The organism is Streptomyces sp. NEAU-sy36 (assembly GCF_013423905.1).
GTDB lineage: Bacteria > Actinomycetota > Actinomycetes > Streptomycetales > Streptomycetaceae > Streptomyces > Streptomyces misionensis.
The window spans coordinates 6,830,752-6,847,425 of sequence record NZ_CP058977.1 but is presented as its reverse complement, the minus strand read 5'-3'; the positions used below and the strand labels follow the sequence as shown (position 1 = coordinate 6,847,425).

The following is a 16,674-nucleotide window of genomic DNA, read 5'->3' as shown; positions in this document are numbered from 1 at the left end:
GGTGGCCGGCGACAAGCAGGCGGAGACGACGGCGGTGCCCGCAGAGGCCCGCGACAGGCACGCGCAGCTGGCGGAGCAGGTCGAGGAGCACCGCTTCCGGTACTACGTGAAGGACGCTCCCGTCATCAGCGACGCGGAGTTCGACCAGCTCCTGAAGTCCCTGGAGGCCCTGGAGGAGAAGTACCCGGAGCTGCGCGGCCCCGACTCGCCCACCCAGAAGGTGGCCGGGTCGTACCAGACGGAGTTCACCGCGGTCGAACACCGCCAGCGCATGCTCTCCCTCGACAACACCTTCAACGACGACGAGCTGGCCGCCTGGGCCGACCGCATCGCCCGTGAACTCGGCGACCAGGAGTACCACTTCCTGTGCGAGCTGAAGGTCGACGGCCTCGCGGTCAACCTCACCTACGAGCACGGCCGCCTCACCCGCGCCGCCACCCGCGGCGACGGCCGCACCGGCGAGGACATCACGCCCAACGTCCGCACCATCGCGGAGATCCCGGACCGTCTGACGGGCGACGAGGTCCCCGCCCTGGTGGAGATCCGCGGCGAGGTCTACTTCCCGATGGAGAAGTTCCTCGAACTCAACGAGCGCCTGGTAGCGGCCGGCGACAAGCCCTTCGCCAACCCCCGCAACGCGGCGGCCGGTTCGCTGCGCCAGAAGGACCCCCGCGTCACCGCCACCCGCCCGCTGCACATGGTGGTGCACGGCATCGGCGCCCTGGAGGGGTTCACCGGCATGACCCGCCTCTCCCAGGCGTACGACCTGCTGAAGAGCTGGGGCCTGCCCACCTCGCGGCACAACCGGGTGGTCGACGACCTCGACGGCGTAAGGGAGTTCATCGCCTACTACGGCGAGAACCGCCACTCCGTGGAGCACGAGATCGACGGCGTCGTCGTCAAGCTGGACGAGCTGCGCCTCCAGGGCCGCCTCGGCTCCACCGCGCGGGCGCCCCGCTGGGCCATCGCCTACAAGTACGCCCCCGAGGAGGTCAACACCAAGCTCATCGACATCAAGGTGGGCGTCGGCCGCACCGGCCGGGTCACGCCGTACGCCCAGGTCGAGCCGGTCACGGTGGCGGGCAGCGAGGTCGAGTTCGCCACCCTGCACAACCAGGAGGTCGTCAAGGCCAAGGGCGTCCTCATCGGGGACACGGTCGTCATCCGCAAGGCCGGTGACGTCATCCCGGAGATTCTCGGCCCGGTGGTCGACCTCAGGGACGGCGGCGAGCGGGAGTTCGTGATGCCGGGCGAGTGCCCCGAGTGCGGCACCCCGCTGCGGCCCATGAAGGAGGGCGACATCGACCTCCGCTGCCCCAACGCCCGTACGTGTCCCGCCCAGTTGCGCGAGCGGGTCTCCTATCTGGCGGGCCGGGAGTGCCTGGACATCGAGCACTTCGGCGAGGTGGCCGCCGCCGCGCTCACCCGCCCGCTGGAGCCGGCCGACCCGCCGCTGGTGGACGAGGGCGACCTGTTCGACCTGACGGTGGAGAAGCTGCTCCCCATCAAGGCCTACGTCCTGGACCAGGACAGCGGACTGCCCAAGCGCGACCCCAAGACGGGCGAGGAGAAGGTCGTCACCGTCTTCGCCAACCAGAAGGGCGAGCCGAAGAAGAACACCCTGGCCCTGCTGGAGAACATCGAGGCGGCCAAGTCCCGCCCGCTCGCCCGTTTCCTGAACGGACTGTCCATCCGGCACGTCGGACCGGTCGCCGCGCAGGCCCTCGCCCGCGAGTTCCGCTCCGTCGACCGAATCGAACAGGCCACCGAGGAGGAGCTGGCGGCCACCGACGGCGTCGGCCCGATCATCGCCGCGGCGGTCAAGGAGTGGTTCGCGGAGGAGTGGCACCGGGAGATCGTGCGCAAGTGGAAGGCCGCGGGCGTCCCGCTGGAGGAGCAGGTCAGCGAGGAGGCGGAGGGTCCGCGTCCGCTGGAGGGGCTCACCGTCGTGGTCACCGGCACCCTGGAGAAGTTCACCCGGGACGGCGCCAAGGAGGCGCTGCAGAGCCGGGGCGCCAAGGTGACCGGCTCGGTCTCCAAGAAGACGTCGTTCGTCGTCGTGGGTGACAACCCGGGCTCGAAGTACGACAAGGCCGTGCAATCGAAGGTACCGGTGCTCGACGAGGACGGATTCGGCGTCCTGTTGGAGCAGGGCCCCGAGGCCGCGGCCGAAGTGGCGCTTCCGACCGAGGAGTAGCGGTTGAAGGCCACCCGATCGGCGCATACCAGTTGCATACGGGTGGTCCGGGCGCATTCGGGCAACCGCCGACGACCGGTGCCCGTGGAAGCCCTGCGCGGCCTAGTGTTGAGATGTGCACCTGCCGAGCCCGGCGGCGGCCGGGGCATCCCCCTGCCCGCCGCGGGCGCGGCAAGGGTTCTTCAGCGCGAAGCCGCCGATGGTGTCGGACATCGGGCCGCGTGGCGTGGGCACCGCCGGCTGTGAGAGGGACGGGAATGGAACCGACCGAGAGCGTCGCCCCGGACTCACGGCTGCGCCTGCGCCGCCGCGCCGTCGCCTGGCGGGAGATCCTGCGTCCGGGCGCCGGGCGCACCCGCCCGCGCGTCCGCCCGGCCGCGGCCGGCGCCGCCCGGCCGCTTCCCCGTCCGCCGCTGACCGTCGAACCCGTCCCCGGCCTCGGCGCCGGCCAGGAGCCCGGACGCCGACTGGCCCGGCCCGCGCTGCCCGCCGCCGTCGTCGCCGCCGCGGCCGTCGTCCTGGGCGCCGGCTTCTACGGCGCCTTCAGCGGCCGGCACGCCCTCTTCCCGTCCGGCACCGCCGGCTGGTCGCTGGCCCTGCTCACCGGGATCATCGTCGGCCACCTCGTGATGCTGGGCCGCGCCCGCTGGTGGGGCGGCACCGGCTCGGGCGCCGCCCTCACCCTCGCCGTGCTGCTGCTCTTCGGCTGGGTCAGCGCGGGCATGATCAGCCTCACCGTCGTCGTCCTGGTGGGCATAGCCCGCCGGCAGCGCTGGCGGCAGGGCGTGCTGCACGGCGCGGCGGACCTGCTCGGCATCGCCGTCGGAGCCCTGCTGCTCGCCGCGTTCGGCCGGTTCCCCAGCGTCGAGGCGCCCTGGCGCACGCACAGCTGGAGCGTCGCCACCGTGCCCGAGATCGTCCTGGTCGCCGTCGCCTACCTGGCGGTCAGCCGGGGTCTGCTGTGGTACCTGAACGCCCCGCGTGACGGCGCGTTGCCCGCCATCGCCCGTCCCGCGCTGGTCAGACAGGGCCTGGTGGCGGTGGCCCTGCTCGGGATCGCGCCGCTGCTGTGCGTGGTCGCCGACGCCCAGCCGATCCTGCTGCCGCTGTTCGCGATCCCGCTGATCGCCATCGACTCGGCGCTGTGGATGGCCCGCGCGCGGGCCGAGGAGCAGCTGCGCGACCCGCTGACCGGGCTGCCCAACCGGCAGTGGCTCCAGGAGCGGATCTGGACCGCGCTGGACGAGGCGGACCGCGTCGGGGCCCGTTCCGCGCTGATGCTGATCGACCTCGACCGCTTCCGCTCGGTCAACGACACCCTCGGCCATCTCGCCGGCGACCGGCTGCTGTTGCAGATCGCCGAGCGGCTGCGGCTCGCCCTGCCGCGCGGCGCGGAGGCGGCCCGGCTCGGCGGGGACGAGTTCGCCGTCTTACTGCCCGTCGCCGACTCCACCACGTCGGCGATGCGCGTCGCCCGCGGCCTGGTCACCGCGCTCAGCTCCCCGCTCGACCTGGACGGCCTCACCCTCGTCCTGGAGGCCAGCGCCGGGGTCGCCGTCTTCCCGGACCACGCCATGGAGGCGGAGGGGCTGCTGCGCCGGGCCGACGTGGCCATGTACCAGGCGAAGAGGGACCGCACGGGGGTCGAGGTCTACGAGTCCAAGCGGGACTCCAACACCCCCGACCGGCTCGGCCTGCTCGGCGATCTGCGCCGGGCGCTGGACGCGCACGAGGTGCAGCTGCACTACCAGCCCAAGGTCCGCTTCGACGGCCAGGTCGCGGGTCTGGAGGCGCTGGTGCGGTGGGTGCATCCCGAACGCGGGAAGGTGCCGCCGGACGAGTTCATCGCGATCGCCGAGTCGTCCGGGCTGATGCCTCACCTCACCGAGTACGTGCTGGAGACCGCCCTCGCCCAGGTCGCCCGCTGGCGGGCGCAGGGCCTGCGGGTCCCGGTCGCGGTCAACGTCTCCCCGCGCGACGTCCACACCCCCGGCTTCGCCGGCTCGGTCGCCGCGCGGCTGGCCCGGCACGGGGTCCCGGCGGGCGCGCTGCAACTGGAGATCACCGAGCACGTCCTGCTGGAGGACCCGCAGCGGGCCGCGGACACCCTCGCGGCGCTGACCGGGCACGGCGTGAAGATGTCCCTGGACGACTTCGGCACCGGGTACTCCTCGCTGGTGCACCTGCGCCGGCTGCCGGTCAGCGAGCTGAAGATCGACCGCTCCTTCGTGGCCCGGCTGGCCGTGGACACCGAGGACGCGGAGATCGTGCGCTGTACCGTCGACCTCGCCCACTCCCTGGGCCTGCTCGTCGTCGCCGAGGGCGTGGAGGACGACGAGACCTGGGAACGGCTGCGCGACCTCGGCTGCGACGCGGTACAGGGCTGGCTGGTCGCGGCGGCGATGCCGGCGGACGAGACGACGGGGTGGCTCCGGGCCCGGGAAGCGAGCGCGTGCGGCGCCTCGGCCCTTCCTCCGGCCCGCCCCTGACGGCAGGCCCGGCGCCGGCCCCGGGCCCGGCGCGGCCCGTCGCGCGGGTCCCCGTGCCCCTCCCGCTACTCGTCCCCGGCCTTCGCGAAGCGGTCCACCAGGAGGTGTAGGCGCCGGGCGTGGGCCGGTTCCGGCAGGCGGCCGCTGCGCACGAGTGTCGCCAGGCCGTGCAGCGCGGCCCAGAAGGTCTCCGCCACCAGGCCGGGTTCCTCGCCGGGCGCGGTGACCGGCGTCACGACCGCCAGCAGCTGGCCGAAGGCCTCCTGGAGGGCCGCCGGGGCCTCCGGGGTCGCGAACGGCAGGTCGACCAGGTGGGTGAACATCGCGTCGTAGAGGGCGGGCCGGCGGCGGGCGAAGGACGTGTACGTCTGCGCCACGGCCGCCAGGGCGGACCGTGTGCCCGGCGCCGCCTCCCGCGCGCGGCGCATCTCCACCGCCAGCTCCGCGCAGCCCTCCACCGCGACCGCCGCCATGATCGCGCCCTTGCCCTTGAAATGGCTGTAGAGGACCGGCTGGCTGTACTCGATCTCGGCGGCCAGCCGGCGCGTGGTCACCGCGTCCCAGCCCTCCGCCTCGGCCAGTTCCCGGGCCGCCGTCACGATCAGCCGCCTGCGCTCCGCTCGTTCGCGCTCCCGGCGCGTCTGGATCGTCATGGCGGTGATTCTAGCAATGCTAGCCATTCTGTCGGCGCTCTGTTAGCGTCACTCTCATTCCTAGCGTTGCTAGCAAAAAGGGGGAGTCGTGACCGTCACCGCCTACACCCTGGCCGTGCTGCTCGATCTGTTCTGCCTGTTCCTCGGCTACCGCTTCTGGTTCCGGCCCGGCCCCGCCGCCGCCGGCTACGGCGTCCCGGCCGATCCTCGGGGAGACGCCGGTGCCTACCTGTCCGTCAAGGGCCTCAGGGATGGCACCTTCGGCGTGGTGGGCCTGCTCCTGCTCGCCTTCGCGGGGGCGCGGGCCGAGGCCTGGTTCATGGCCGGCGTGGCCCTCGTCCCGCTCCTGGACACCCGGATAGTCCTGCGCCACCGCGGCCCTAAGGCCGTCGCGTTCGGCGTCCACCTCGCCACCGCCGTCGTCGTTCTGGTCAGCGCCGCGCTGCTCTTCGCGGCCTGACCGGCCCCCCGGGCGCGCCGGCCGGCACCGTTCGGCGGCGTGCCCGGGGAAACCGTTTAACGGCCACCCCGCCCGGCCCCATAGGATTGGCCCCAAAACACACACACTCACCCCAGAGGATCGCTGCATGCCTGGCATCACGCGCGAGGAGGTCGCCCACCTCGCCCGGCTGGCGCGTCTGGAGCTGAAGCCCGAAGAGCTCGACCACTTCGCGGGACAGCTGGACGACATCATCGGCGCGGTCGCCCGCGTCAGCGAGGTCGCCGACCAAGACGTACCGCCGACCTCGCACCCGCTCCCGCTGACGAACGTCATGCGGGCGGACGAGGTCCGTCCCTCGCTCACCCCCGAGCAGGCGCTCTCCGGCGCCCCCGCCCAGGAGCAGCAGCGTTTCAAGGTGCCGCAGATCCTGGGGGAGGAGTGACCACCATGACGGACCACATCATCAAGCTCACGGCCGCACAGATCGCCGAGAAGATCGCCTCCGGCGAGCTGACCGCGGTCGAGGTCACCGAGGCCCACCTCGCGCGCATCGACGCCGTCGACGAGAAGGTGCACGCCTTCCTGCACGTCGACCGCGAGGGCGCGCTCGCCCAGGCCCGCGCCGTGGACGAGAAGCGCGCCCGCGGCGAGAAGCTCGGCCCGCTGGCCGGCGTCCCGATCGCGCTCAAGGACATCTTCACCACCGAGGGCGTGCCCACGACCGTCGGCTCGAAGATCCTCGAAGGCTGGATCCCGCCGTACGACGCGACCGTGACCAAGCGCCTCAAGGCCGCCGACGTCGTCATCCTCGGCAAGACCAACATGGACGAGTTCGCCATGGGGTCCTCCACCGAGAACAGCGCCTACGGCCCGACCGGCAACCCCTGGGACCTCACCAAGATCCCCGGCGGCTCCGGCGGTGGCTCCTCCGCCGCGCTCGCCGCCTTCCAGTCCCCGCTGGCCATCGGCACCGACACCGGCGGCTCCATCCGCCAGCCGGCCGCCGTCACCGGCACGGTCGGCGTGAAGCCGACGTACGGCGCGGTCTCCCGCTTCGGCATGGTGGCCTTCTCCTCCTCCCTCGACCAGGGCGGCCCCTGCGCCCGCACGGTCCTGGACGCGGCCCTGCTGCACGAGGTCATCGCCGGCCACGACCCGATGGACTCCACCTCCATCGACGCCCCGGTCCCGCCGGTGGTCGAGGCCGCCCGCAACGGCAGCGTGGCGGGCATGCGCGTCGGCGTCGTCAAGCAGTTCCGCGGCGAGGGCTACCAGGCCGGCGTCATCCAGCGCTTCGACGAGTCCGTCGAGCTGCTGAAGGAGCTGGGCGCCGAGATCGTCGAGCTGGACTGCCCGTCCTTCGACCTCGCCCTGTCGGCGTACTACCTGATCGCCCCCTCCGAGTGCTCCTCCAACCTCGCCCGCTTCGACGGCCTGCGCTACGGCCTGCGGACCGGCGACGACGGCTCGCACTCGGCCGAGGAGGTCACCTCCCTGACCCGCGAGGCCGGCTTCGGCCCCGAGGTCAAGCGCCGCATCATGCTCGGCACCTACGCCCTGTCGAGCGGCTACTACGACGCCTACTACGGCTCCGCGCAGAAGGTCCGCACCCTCATCACGCGCGACTTCGAGAAGGCGTTCGAGCAGGTCGACGTGATCGTCTCCCCGACGACCCCGACCACCGCCTTCGCGATCGGCGAGCGCGTCGACGACCCGATGGCGATGTACCTCGCGGACCTGTGCACCATCCCGACCAACCTGGCGGGCAACGCGGCCATGTCCCTGCCCTGCGGTCTCGCCCCGGAGGACAACCTCCCGGTGGGTCTGCAGATCATCGCCCCGGCGATGCAGGACGATCGCCTGTACAAGGTGGGCGCCGCCGTCGAGGCCGCCTTCGTGGAAAAGTGGGGACACCCGCTGCTTGAGGAGGCTCCGTCGCTGTGAGCAAGCTGTCCAAGGCCAAGGACTTCAAGAAGTCCAAGTCCGGTACGTACCTGTCCATGGCCACCACCGCGTTCGGCGCGATCGGTGTCACCAAGCAGATCAAGAAGGCCCGCGCCGAGCACGACACGCTGCGGCTGATCGACGCCACGGTCTCCGCCGTCGCGATCGTGACCGGCCTCGCGATCCTCTACCGCGAGCTGAAGCGGCTGGGCGACGACGACGTCCTGCTGGGCTGAGAGGGAAGTTTTCACCGTGACCACCACGACCGACCTGGTGTCGTACGAGGACGCGCTGGCGTCGTACGACCCCGTCATGGGCCTTGAGGTCCATGTCGAACTCGGCACCAAGACCAAGATGTTCTGCGGGTGCTCCACGGAGCTGGGCGCCGAGCCCAACTCGCAGACCTGTCCCGTCTGCCTCGGCCTGCCCGGCGCGCTCCCGGTCGTCAACGCGACCGGCGTCGAGTCGGCCGTGAAGATCGGCCTCGCGCTGAACTGCTCGATCGCCGAATGGTGCCGCTTCGCCCGGAAGAACTACTTCTATCCGGACATGCCGAAGAACTTCCAGACCTCCCAGTACGACGAGCCGATCGCCTTCGACGGCTACCTCGACGTGCAGCTGGAGGACGGCGAGACCTTCCGCGTGGAGATCGAGCGCGCCCACATGGAGGAGGACACCGGCAAGTCGACGCACGTCGGCGGCGCCACCGGCCGTATCCACGGCGCGTCCCACTCCCTGCTGGACTACAACCGCGCCGGCATCCCGCTCATCGAGATCGTCACCAAGCCGATCGTGGGCGCCGGCGAGCGCGCCCCCGAGGTGGCCAAGGCGTACGTCCGTGAGCTGCGCGAGGTCATCCGTGCCCTCGGTGTGTCCGAGGCCCGCATGGAGATGGGCCAGATGCGCTGTGACGTGAACCTGTCGCTGATGCCCAAGGGCGCCGACAAGTTCGGCACGCGCTCGGAGACGAAGAACGTCAACTCGCTGCGCTCGGTGGAGCGCGCGGCCCGCTTCGAGATCATGCGGCACGCGGCCGTGCTGTCCTCCGGCGGCACCATCGTCCAGGAGACGCGCCACTTCCACGAGGACACCGGGTCCACGACCTCGGGCCGGGTGAAGGAGGAGGCCGAGGACTACCGGTACTTCCCGGAGCCCGACCTGGTGCCCGTCGCGCCCTCGCGCGAGTGGGTCGAGCAGATCCGCGCTGCGCTGCCCGAGCTGCCGCTGGCCCGCCGCACCCGGCTGCTGGCCGAGTGGGGCATCTCCGCCACCGACATGCAGGCGATCCTCAACGCCGGCGCGCTGGACCCGATCGTCGCCACCATCGAGGCCGGCGCCGACGCGGCGTCCGCCCGCAAGTGGTGGATGGGCGAACTGGCGCGCAGCGCCAACGAGTCCGGCACGTCGCTGGACGAACTGGCGATCACCCCGCAGCAGGTGGCCCGGGTCACCGAGCTGGTCGCCAAGGGCGATCTGAACGACAAGCTGGCCCGCCAGGTCATCGAGGGCGTCCTCGCGGGCGAGGGCACGCCGGACGAGGTCGTCGACAAGCGCGGTCTGAAGGTCGTCTCCGACGACTCGGCCCTCGGCACCGCCGTGGACGAGGCCATCGCCGGCAACCCCGGCATCGCGGACAAGATCCGCGGTGGCAAGGTGGCCGCGGCCGGCGCCCTGGTCGGCGCGGTCATGAAGGCCACCCGCGGCCAGGCCGACGCCGCCCGCGTCAAGGAGCTGATCCTGGAGAAGCTCGGCGTCAGCGAGGGCTGAACCACCGTCCGACCCGAAGGGGGACGTGCCGTGTCCGGCGCGTCCCCCTTCGGCATGTCACCCGGCTGCTGTGAATAAGCCCACGAACACAGCAAACGATCTCTTCTGCCTGCAAGAGTGGCAAGCGATTGCTCATGCGTTCTTTGCGGGCCGTTCGGTTCATGGACGACTTTTCCCGGTCAAAGATCCCCACATCCCCCTGGGAGCACGTCCGTGGCAGCCCTCGCGCGCTGGTGCGTCAGGCACCGACTGATCGCCGTCCTGCTGTGGCTGTGCGCCTTCGGCGGCGCCACCGCGGCCGCCTCCGTGGCCGGCACGTCGTACTCGAACGACTACTCCGTCCCCGGCACCGAGTCCGGCCGTGCGGCCCGACTGCTCCACGAGGGCTTCCCGGGACTCGGCGGCGACAGCGACACCGTCGTCTGGCACACCACCCGCGGCACCGTGCGCGCCGCCGACGTCGAACAGGGCATGACCCGCGCCCTGGACCGGATCGCCGCACTGCCCGGCGTGTCCTCGGTGGACGGCCCCTACAGCGCCCAGGGCGCCGATCAGATCAGCCGGGACGGCCACACCGCCTACGCCACCGTCACCTTCGCGCAGCAGGCCGAGGACATCGGCAAGCCCGAGGCCGACTCCGTCGTACGGACCGCCAAGGCCGCCGAGGGCGACGGCCTCCAGGTCGAGCTGGGCGGCAGCGCGATCGGGCTCACCGAGGCGCCGAACGACAAGACCGCCGAGGTGGTCGGCGTGCTCGTCGCCGCCGTCGTCCTCCTCCTCGCCTTCGGCTCCCTCGCCGCCTCCCTGCTGCCCATCGCCACCGCCCTGATCGGCGTCGGCACCGCCCACGCGGGCATCGGGCTGCTCGGCCACGCGATGACGGTCGCCGACTTCGCCCCCATGCTCGGCATGCTCATCGGTCTCGGCGTCGGCATCGACTACGCGCTGTTCATCGTGACCAGGCACCGGCGCGGACTCAAACGCGGGCTCGGCGTCACCGAGGCCGCCACGAACGCCGTCGCCACCACCGGACGCGCCGTCGTCTTCGCGGGCGCCACGGTCTGCATCGCCCTGCTCGGCATGCTGATCCTGCGGCTGAGCTTCCTCAACGGCGTCGCCGTGGCCGCCTGTCTGACCGTCCTGCTCACCGTCGCGGCCTCGGTCACCCTGCTGCCCGCCCTGCTGTCGTTCATCGGCCCGCGCGCCCTCAGCCGCCGCGAACGGCGCCGGCTCGCCACCCAGGGCCCGCGCCCCGAGGTGCCCACCGGCTTCGCGGCCCGCTGGTCCGCGCTGGTGGAGCGGCGCCCCAAACTGCTCGGCTCGCTCGCCGTCGCCGTGATCGCGCTGCTCGCCCTGCCCACCCTCTCGCTCCACCTCGGCACCTCCGACCAGGGCAACGATCCCCGCACCTCCACCACCCGCAAGGCCTACGACCTGCTCGCCGAAGGCTTCGGCCCCGGCGTCAACGGTCCGCTGACCCTCGTCACCCGGGTGGACGGCGCGGCCGACCGGATCGCCCTGGACAACCTCGACACCACCCTGCGCGACACCCCCGGCGTCGCCGCCGCCACCCCGGCCGCCTACGCCACCGGCGGCGAGAGCGCCTACCTCACCGTCGTGCCCGACTCCGCGCCCCAGTCGGCGCGGACCAGCGCCCTCGTGGACCGGCTGCGCGGGCAGGTGCTGCCCGAGGCCGAACGGGGCACCTCCCTCGACATCCAGGTCGGCGGGGTCTCCGCCGGATACGACGACTTCGCCGACGTGATCATCGGCAAGCTGCCGCTGTTCGTCGGCACGGTCATCGGGCTCGGCTGTCTGCTGCTGCTCCTCGCCTTCCGCTCCCTCGGCATCCCGCTGAAGGCCGCCGTGATGAACATCGCCGCGGTCGCCGCCGCGTTCGGTGTCGTCGTCACCGTCTTCCAGTGGGGCTGGGGCAGCGAACTCCTCGGGCTCGGCCGCGAGGGCCCCATCGAACCCTTCCTGCCCGTGATCATGGTCTCGGTGCTCTTCGGGCTCTCCATGGACTACCAGGTCTTCCTGGTCAGCCGGATGTACGAGGAGTGGCTGGAGACCGGCGACAACCGGCGCGCGGTCCGGGTGGGCCTCGCCGAGACCAGCCGGGTGATCAACTCCGCGGCCGTGATCATGATCTCGGTGTTCCTCGCCTTCGTCCTCAGCGGCGACCGGGTGATCGCCATGTTCGGCATCGCCCTGGCCGCCGCCGTGGCCCTCGACGCCTTCGTGCTGCGCACCCTGCTGGTGCCCGCCCTGATGCACCTGCTGGGCGCCGCCAACTGGTGGCTGCCCCGCTGGCTGGACCGCCGGCTGCCGCACATCAGCATCGAGCCGCCCGAGTGCCGGGCCGCGCATGAGAGGCTCGGCCGGGTCCACCTGGACGAACTGCGGGAGGAAGAGCAGCGCGATGTACGCGATATCCCTGGGTGACGGCGCCGAACTGCGCCCGCTTGAGGTCTGGCACGCCGAGGAGCTGCTGGCCAACATCGACCGCGGGCGCGAGTTCATCGGCCGGCACGTCGGCCTGCCCGAGGTGGTCGCCGATCTGGACGGCGCCCGCGCCTGGCTGCGGGCGTACGCCGACAAGCGCGCCGTGGACGGCGGCTCCCTGCACGGCATCTGGCAGGAGGGCACGCTCGTCGGCGGGCTGCTCTTCCGGGTCTGGGACACGCCGAGCGGGGTGTGCGAGGCGGGCTGCTGGCTGGAGCCCGCGGCTGCCGGACGCGGGCTCGTCACCCGGGGCATGCGGCTGCTGCTCGACTGGGCCTTCGGGGAACGCGGCATGCACCGGGTCGAGTGGCACGTGGCACCCGGCAACCAGCCCAGCATCAACGTGGCCCGGCGGCTCGGCATGACCCGCGAGGGTGTACTTCGGGAGAACCATCCGCACCACGGCGTGCGCACCAGCACCGAGATCTGGGCGGTACTCGCCCCCGAATGGGCCAAGGCACGCGAGGACACCGGGCAACACGCCCATTGACGATCATTAATGGACCTCTCAGACGGCGTCCGTACGGTGCTGTGCATGGCAACGAAGACATCGGAAGACGCCGCGGTGCGGCACGAGGACGAGACGACGGAGGGGATCGGCACCGCCGAGCGGGCGGTGGACGGCACACGGGACGCCTCGGCGGCCACGGCCGGGGGCGCGACCGACGAGGAGACGGCCGACGGCGCCGAGGCGGTGGCCGGCGGTGCGCACGAGACGGCCGACGGCCCGCGGGACGAGGCCACGGACGCCAAGACCCCGTCCGGGGTCGGCCAGGGCGCCGGGGCCGTCGTCTCCGCCGTACTGGGCCTGGTCTCGCTCAGCGGCGGCTGGGTCGGCACCGTCGCCGGCGCCCGCCAGCAGCTCGTCGGCCAGCTGCGGACGTCCTCCACGGCGGGCGTCGCCCAGCAGATCAAGGCGGTCTACGGCGACGCCTGGCACGCCACCGCGCTGTGGGCCGGCCTGTTCGCGCTGGCCGCGCTGGTCACCGGCGTGGTGGTGCTCGCCCGGCCCGCGTTCGGCACCCCCGGCCGCCCGCAGGCGCCCTGGATCAAGTCGGTGGCCTGGGCGGGCGTCTCGCTCGGCGTCGTCGGCCTGATCCTCGCGGTCCTGAAGTACTCGGACGCGCTGCTCGCCCTGCCGTCGGCGAGCTGACCGGGCACGAGCCCCAGGGGCCTTAGGGAACCCGTGCACATGTCACCGGTTCCCTGAGGCCCCTTATGCGTGCGGCAGGGCCCGGCGGACGCCCGAAGATGCGGAACTCGCCCGATGCGCCGGACCCGGCCGGGGGCGGAGTGTGGAGGCGTCACCGACCCGCCTCTCACGAAGGACCCGCCGTGATCGAGATCGAGAACCACGCCCGTATGCACACCGACCAGCTGCTGCTGGAGGCCGACCGGCACCGCCTGGCCCGCGCGGCGACCCGGGCCCGGCGCGCGGCGCGCCGCACCGGAAGGCGCGGGCACCACGGCTTCCACCGGCCGGGGGACCGCGCATGACGACGGCACCGCGCGCCCCCGGCGCGACGCGTTCCGCTGTGTCTCTCGCCCCACCCCCAGGCATCGGTACGACGATCACACCGAGCCTGTGGAAAACCGGCGCCCCGGTCCCGCGGCCGCGTGCGATGCTCGGGCCCGTGGAAACCAGGTCCGTCAGTCCCGTGTTCGTCGGCCGCACCGAAGAGCTGGCCGTGCTGAACGAAGTGCTCGCCCGTGCCGATGCGGGCGAGCCGCAGGCCCTGCTGCTCGCCGGTGAGGCGGGCGTGGGCAAGACCCGCCTCGTCGAGGAGTTCGGTGCCGCGGCCGGGCGCCGGGGCGCGATCGTGGCCGTCGGCGGCTGCGTGGAGATCGGTGCCGACGGGCTCCCGTTCGCCCCGTTCTCCGCCGCGCTGCGCGCCCTGCGGGACGCACGGCCCGCGGCGTTCGCCGCCGCGGCGGCCGGCCAGGAGGAGGAACTGGCCCGGCTGCTCCCCGAACTGGGCGACAGCGGCGCGGGCCGCCATGACGAACAGGGCATGGCCCGCCTGTTCGAACTCACCGCCCGACTGCTGGAGCGCATCGCCGCCGCCGACACCGTCGCGCTCGTCCTGGAGGACCTGCACTGGGCCGACGCCTCCACCCGCCATCTGCTCGCCTACCTGGTGCGCACCCTGCGCACCGGCAGGCTCCTCGTCCTCGCCACCTACCGCTCCGACGACATCCACCGCCGCCACCCGCTGCGCCCCCTGCTCGCCGAACTGGACCGGCTGCGCACCGTCCGCCGGCTCGAACTGCCCCGCTTCACCCGGGAGGAGGCCGCCCGCCAGCTCGCCGGCATCCTGGCCGCGGAACCCGACCCCGCCCAGGTCGACGCCGTCTTCGCCCGTTCCGACGGCAACGCCTTCTTCATCGAGGAACTCGCCGCGGCCGCCTGCGAAGGCTGCCGCACCGGCCTCACCGACTCCCTGCGCGACCTGCTGCTGGTCAGGGTCGAGGCCCTGCCCGAACCCGCCCAGCGGATCGCCCGGATCGTGGCCGAGGCCGGCTCCACCGTGGAGTACCGGCTGATCGCGGCCGTCGCCGGACTCCCTGAGGACGACCTCATCGAGGCGCTGCGGGCCGCCGTCGGCGCCAACATCCTCACCCCCGCCCCGGACGGCGACGGCTACCGCTTCCGGCACTCCCTGGTCCGCGAGGCCGTCGCCGACGACCTGCTGCCCGGCGAACGCTCCCGCCTCAACCGCCGCTACGCCGAGGCGCTGGAGGCCGACCCCGCCCTCGTCCCGGCAGACGCCCGGGTCCCGCGCCTGGCCGGCTACTGGTACCACGCCCACGATCCCGCCAAGGCCCTGCCCGCCGTCCTCGACGCCTCCGTCGTCGCCCGCCGCCGGCACGCGTACACCGAACAACTCCGCCTGCTGGAGCGGGCGATGGAACTGTGGGACAGCGCTCCCGAGGAGGTGCGCGCCGGTCTGCGCCCCGTCACCGGCGCCGAGGCCTGCGCCCCCTGCGGCGACACCGGAGCCCCGCCGCGCCTGCTCGACCTGATGGCCGAGGCGGCCGTCGCCGGCCGCTTCGGCGGAGAACGCGAGCGCGCCCTGGCGATCACCAAGCGGGCCCTGCGCCTGCTGGAGGACGAGCCGGACCCGCTGTGCGCGGCCTGGTTCTGGATGCAGCGCTCCCGGCTCGTCCAGGCCCTGGCCCGCGGCGACGGCCGGCGGGAACTGGCCACCGCCCAGGAACTGGTGCGCGGCCTGCCCCCGTCCGAGGTGCACGCCGAGGTGCTGGCCCTGGCCGCCAACTGGTCCATGCTGCACCGGCCGGGCCCGGAAGCCTTCGCCGCCGCCGAACAGGCGGTGCAGTACGCGCGGATGGTCGGCGCCCGCGACATAGAACTGCACGCCCGCCTCACCCTGGGCGGACTGCTGGTGGACGCCGGGGAACACGAGGCCGGGCTCACCCAGATGCGGCAGGTCCTCACGGACACCCTCGCCGAGGGCGTGCCCCATGTCGCCGACCGCGCCTATGTGAACCTGCCGTCCGAGCTGATGAGCGTCGGCCGCGACCGCGAGGCCGTCCCCCTGCTGCGCGAGGGCATCGCCTTCGCCCGCCGGCACGGACTGCCCGACTCCGAGGCCTGGATGTGGGGCAATCTGTCCGACGCGCTCTACTCGCTCGGACAGTGGCCGGCGGCCGCCGAGGCGGCGGCACAGGCCACCCGGGCCGGGCACGGAGCCAAACCCGGGGGTGCGGGCGCCCTCAAACTGGCCCAGCTCGCCCTGGCCCGCGGCGACCTCCCCGAGGCGGCACGCCAACTCGCCGCCGCCCGCGCCCGCTACGGCACCGACGACCCCATGCCCCAGCAGTCCCTCCCCCTGGCCCGCGTGGCCCTCGCGACCGCCGCGGCGCAGGGCCGCATCGCCGACGCCCGCGCCGAACTGCTCCGGGCCCTGGACACCGGCCTCCCGCCGGGCACACACCGCTACGGCTGGCCGCTGCTGCTGGCCGCCGCCACCGCCGAGGCCGACACCCGCGCCCTGCCGGCCGCCCAGCCGGGCCGCGCCGAACTGCTCGGACGGCTCGCGTCGACCGTGCGCACCCTCACCACCGGCGCCCCCGTGTGGGCGGCGTACGAGCACTGGACCCGCGCCGAACTGTGCCGGGCCGACGGCCGGGACACGGCGGACACCTGGGCCCCGGTGGTCGCCGCCTTCGAGTGCCTGGACCGTCCCTACGACCTCGCCCGGGTCCGCCTCCGGCTGGCCGGGGCGCTGCTGGAGGAGGGCGGCGGCGACGAACGCGACCGCGCGCTGGAACTGCTCCGGCTGGCCTCGGCGGTGGCCGACCACCTCGGTGCCCGCCCCCTCGCCGCCGCTGTCACCCGTCTCGCCCGCCGGGCCCGCCTGGTCCTGGCTCCCGGCGCCGCCCCCGAACCCGCCCCGGCCGACCCGGTCGCGGCCCTGGGTCTCACCACCCGGGAGCGGGAGGTGCTGTGCCTGGTCGCGGCCGGCCGCACCAACCGGCAGATAGCCGAGGAGCTGTTCATCTCGCCGAAGACCGTCAGCGTCCACGTCTCCAACATCCTCGCCAAGCTCGGGGTGTCCAGCCGCGGGGAGGCGGCGGCACTCGCCCACCGGCTCGGCCTGTTCCCGGCCCGTGCCCAGGACCCGGTGGCGGCGGGACAATGACGACCGGACGCCA

The 16,674-nt window shown here is 73.1% G+C and carries 13 protein-coding genes; 12 read left to right on the top strand and 1 reads right to left on the bottom strand.

Annotated elements, in window-relative coordinates:
* Nucleotide 1 precedes the first annotated feature (1 nt).
* Nucleotides 2–2,197, top strand: a complete 2,196-nt coding sequence (gene ligA / locus HZZ00_RS29770; protein WP_180329303.1) for an NAD-dependent DNA ligase LigA — start codon at nt 2–4, stop codon at nt 2,195–2,197.
* Nucleotides 2,198–2,454: 257 nt separating this feature from the next.
* Nucleotides 2,455–4,686 (top strand): bifunctional diguanylate cyclase/phosphodiesterase, encoded by a 2,232-nt coding sequence (locus HZZ00_RS29765; protein ID WP_180329302.1) that lies wholly within the window; start codon nt 2,455–2,457, stop codon nt 4,684–4,686.
* Nucleotides 4,687–4,751: 65 nt separating this feature from the next.
* Here the strand turns inward: HZZ00_RS29765 and HZZ00_RS29760 are convergent, their stop codons facing one another.
* The gene (locus tag HZZ00_RS29760) at nt 4,752–5,339 is read right to left on the bottom strand and encodes a TetR/AcrR family transcriptional regulator (RefSeq protein ID WP_180329301.1); all 588 of its coding nucleotides are present in this window, start codon (nt 5,337–5,339) and stop codon (nt 4,752–4,754) included.
* A gap of 88 nt (nt 5,340–5,427) precedes the next feature.
* Between HZZ00_RS29760 and HZZ00_RS29755 the strand changes: the two genes are divergently transcribed.
* The 10 genes from HZZ00_RS29755 (at nt 5,428) to HZZ00_RS29710 (ending at nt 16,661) form a co-directional block, all read left to right on the top strand.
* Nucleotides 5,428–5,799 (top strand): DUF4267 domain-containing protein, encoded by a 372-nt coding sequence (locus HZZ00_RS29755; protein ID WP_180329300.1) that lies wholly within the window; start codon nt 5,428–5,430, stop codon nt 5,797–5,799.
* Nucleotides 5,800–5,926: 127 nt separating this feature from the next.
* Nucleotides 5,927–6,223 (top strand): Asp-tRNA(Asn)/Glu-tRNA(Gln) amidotransferase subunit GatC, encoded by a 297-nt coding sequence (gatC, locus tag HZZ00_RS29750; RefSeq protein WP_006130840.1) that lies wholly within the window; start codon nt 5,927–5,929, stop codon nt 6,221–6,223.
* 5 nt (nt 6,224–6,228) lie between these two features.
* Nucleotides 6,229–7,725, top strand: a complete 1,497-nt coding sequence (gene gatA / locus HZZ00_RS29745) for an Asp-tRNA(Asn)/Glu-tRNA(Gln) amidotransferase subunit GatA (protein ID WP_180329299.1) — start codon at nt 6,229–6,231, stop codon at nt 7,723–7,725.
* Nucleotides 7,722–7,961: a hypothetical protein gene (locus tag HZZ00_RS29740; protein WP_053662973.1), complete on the top strand. Its 240-nt coding sequence runs from the start codon at nt 7,722–7,724 to the stop codon at nt 7,959–7,961. Before gatA ends, HZZ00_RS29740 begins: the two co-directional genes overlap by 4 nt.
* A gap of 16 nt (nt 7,962–7,977) precedes the next feature.
* On the top strand, nt 7,978–9,492 hold the full coding sequence (gene gatB / locus HZZ00_RS29735) for an Asp-tRNA(Asn)/Glu-tRNA(Gln) amidotransferase subunit GatB (protein ID WP_180329298.1): 1,515 nt from the start codon (nt 7,978–7,980) through the stop codon (nt 9,490–9,492).
* Between the two features lie 213 nt (nt 9,493–9,705).
* The gene (locus HZZ00_RS29730; protein WP_180329297.1) at nt 9,706–11,937 is read left to right on the top strand and encodes an MMPL family transporter; all 2,232 of its coding nucleotides are present in this window, start codon (nt 9,706–9,708) and stop codon (nt 11,935–11,937) included.
* Nucleotides 11,915–12,487: a GNAT family N-acetyltransferase gene (locus HZZ00_RS29725; RefSeq protein WP_180329296.1), complete on the top strand. Its 573-nt coding sequence runs from the start codon at nt 11,915–11,917 to the stop codon at nt 12,485–12,487. The genes HZZ00_RS29730 and HZZ00_RS29725 overlap by 23 nt, the downstream gene beginning before the upstream one ends.
* 45 nt (nt 12,488–12,532) lie before the next feature.
* Nucleotides 12,533–13,150 (top strand): hypothetical protein, encoded by a 618-nt coding sequence (locus HZZ00_RS29720; protein WP_180329295.1) that lies wholly within the window; start codon nt 12,533–12,535, stop codon nt 13,148–13,150.
* 182 nt (nt 13,151–13,332) lie between these two features.
* Nucleotides 13,333–13,494: a hypothetical protein gene (locus HZZ00_RS29715; protein WP_180329294.1), complete on the top strand. Its 162-nt coding sequence runs from the start codon at nt 13,333–13,335 to the stop codon at nt 13,492–13,494.
* A 125-nt stretch (nt 13,495–13,619) separates the two neighbouring features.
* A complete protein-coding gene (locus tag HZZ00_RS29710) occupies nt 13,620–16,661 on the top strand; it encodes a helix-turn-helix transcriptional regulator (RefSeq protein ID WP_180329293.1) in 3,042 nt (1,013 codons plus the stop codon).
* Nucleotides 16,662–16,674: the final 13 nt, after the last annotated feature.

Excerpts from the sequence above, each read along its gene's own strand:
- HZZ00_RS29725 (WP_180329296.1), top strand. The coding sequence starts at position 11,915 with ATGTACGCGATATCCCTGGGTGACGGCGCCGAACTGCGCCCGCTTGAG.
- HZZ00_RS29760 (WP_180329301.1), bottom strand. The coding sequence starts at position 5,339 with ATGACGATCCAGACGCGCCGGGAGCGCGAACGAGCGGAGCGCAGGCGG.
- HZZ00_RS29720 (WP_180329295.1), top strand. The coding sequence starts at position 12,533 with ATGGCAACGAAGACATCGGAAGACGCCGCGGTGCGGCACGAGGACGAG.
- gatA (WP_180329299.1), top strand. The coding sequence starts at position 6,229 with ATGACGGACCACATCATCAAGCTCACGGCCGCACAGATCGCCGAGAAG.
- HZZ00_RS29710 (WP_180329293.1), top strand. The coding sequence starts at position 13,620 with ATGCTCGGGCCCGTGGAAACCAGGTCCGTCAGTCCCGTGTTCGTCGGC.
- gatC (WP_006130840.1), top strand. The coding sequence starts at position 5,927 with ATGCCTGGCATCACGCGCGAGGAGGTCGCCCACCTCGCCCGGCTGGCG.
- HZZ00_RS29765 (WP_180329302.1), top strand. The coding sequence starts at position 2,455 with ATGGAACCGACCGAGAGCGTCGCCCCGGACTCACGGCTGCGCCTGCGC.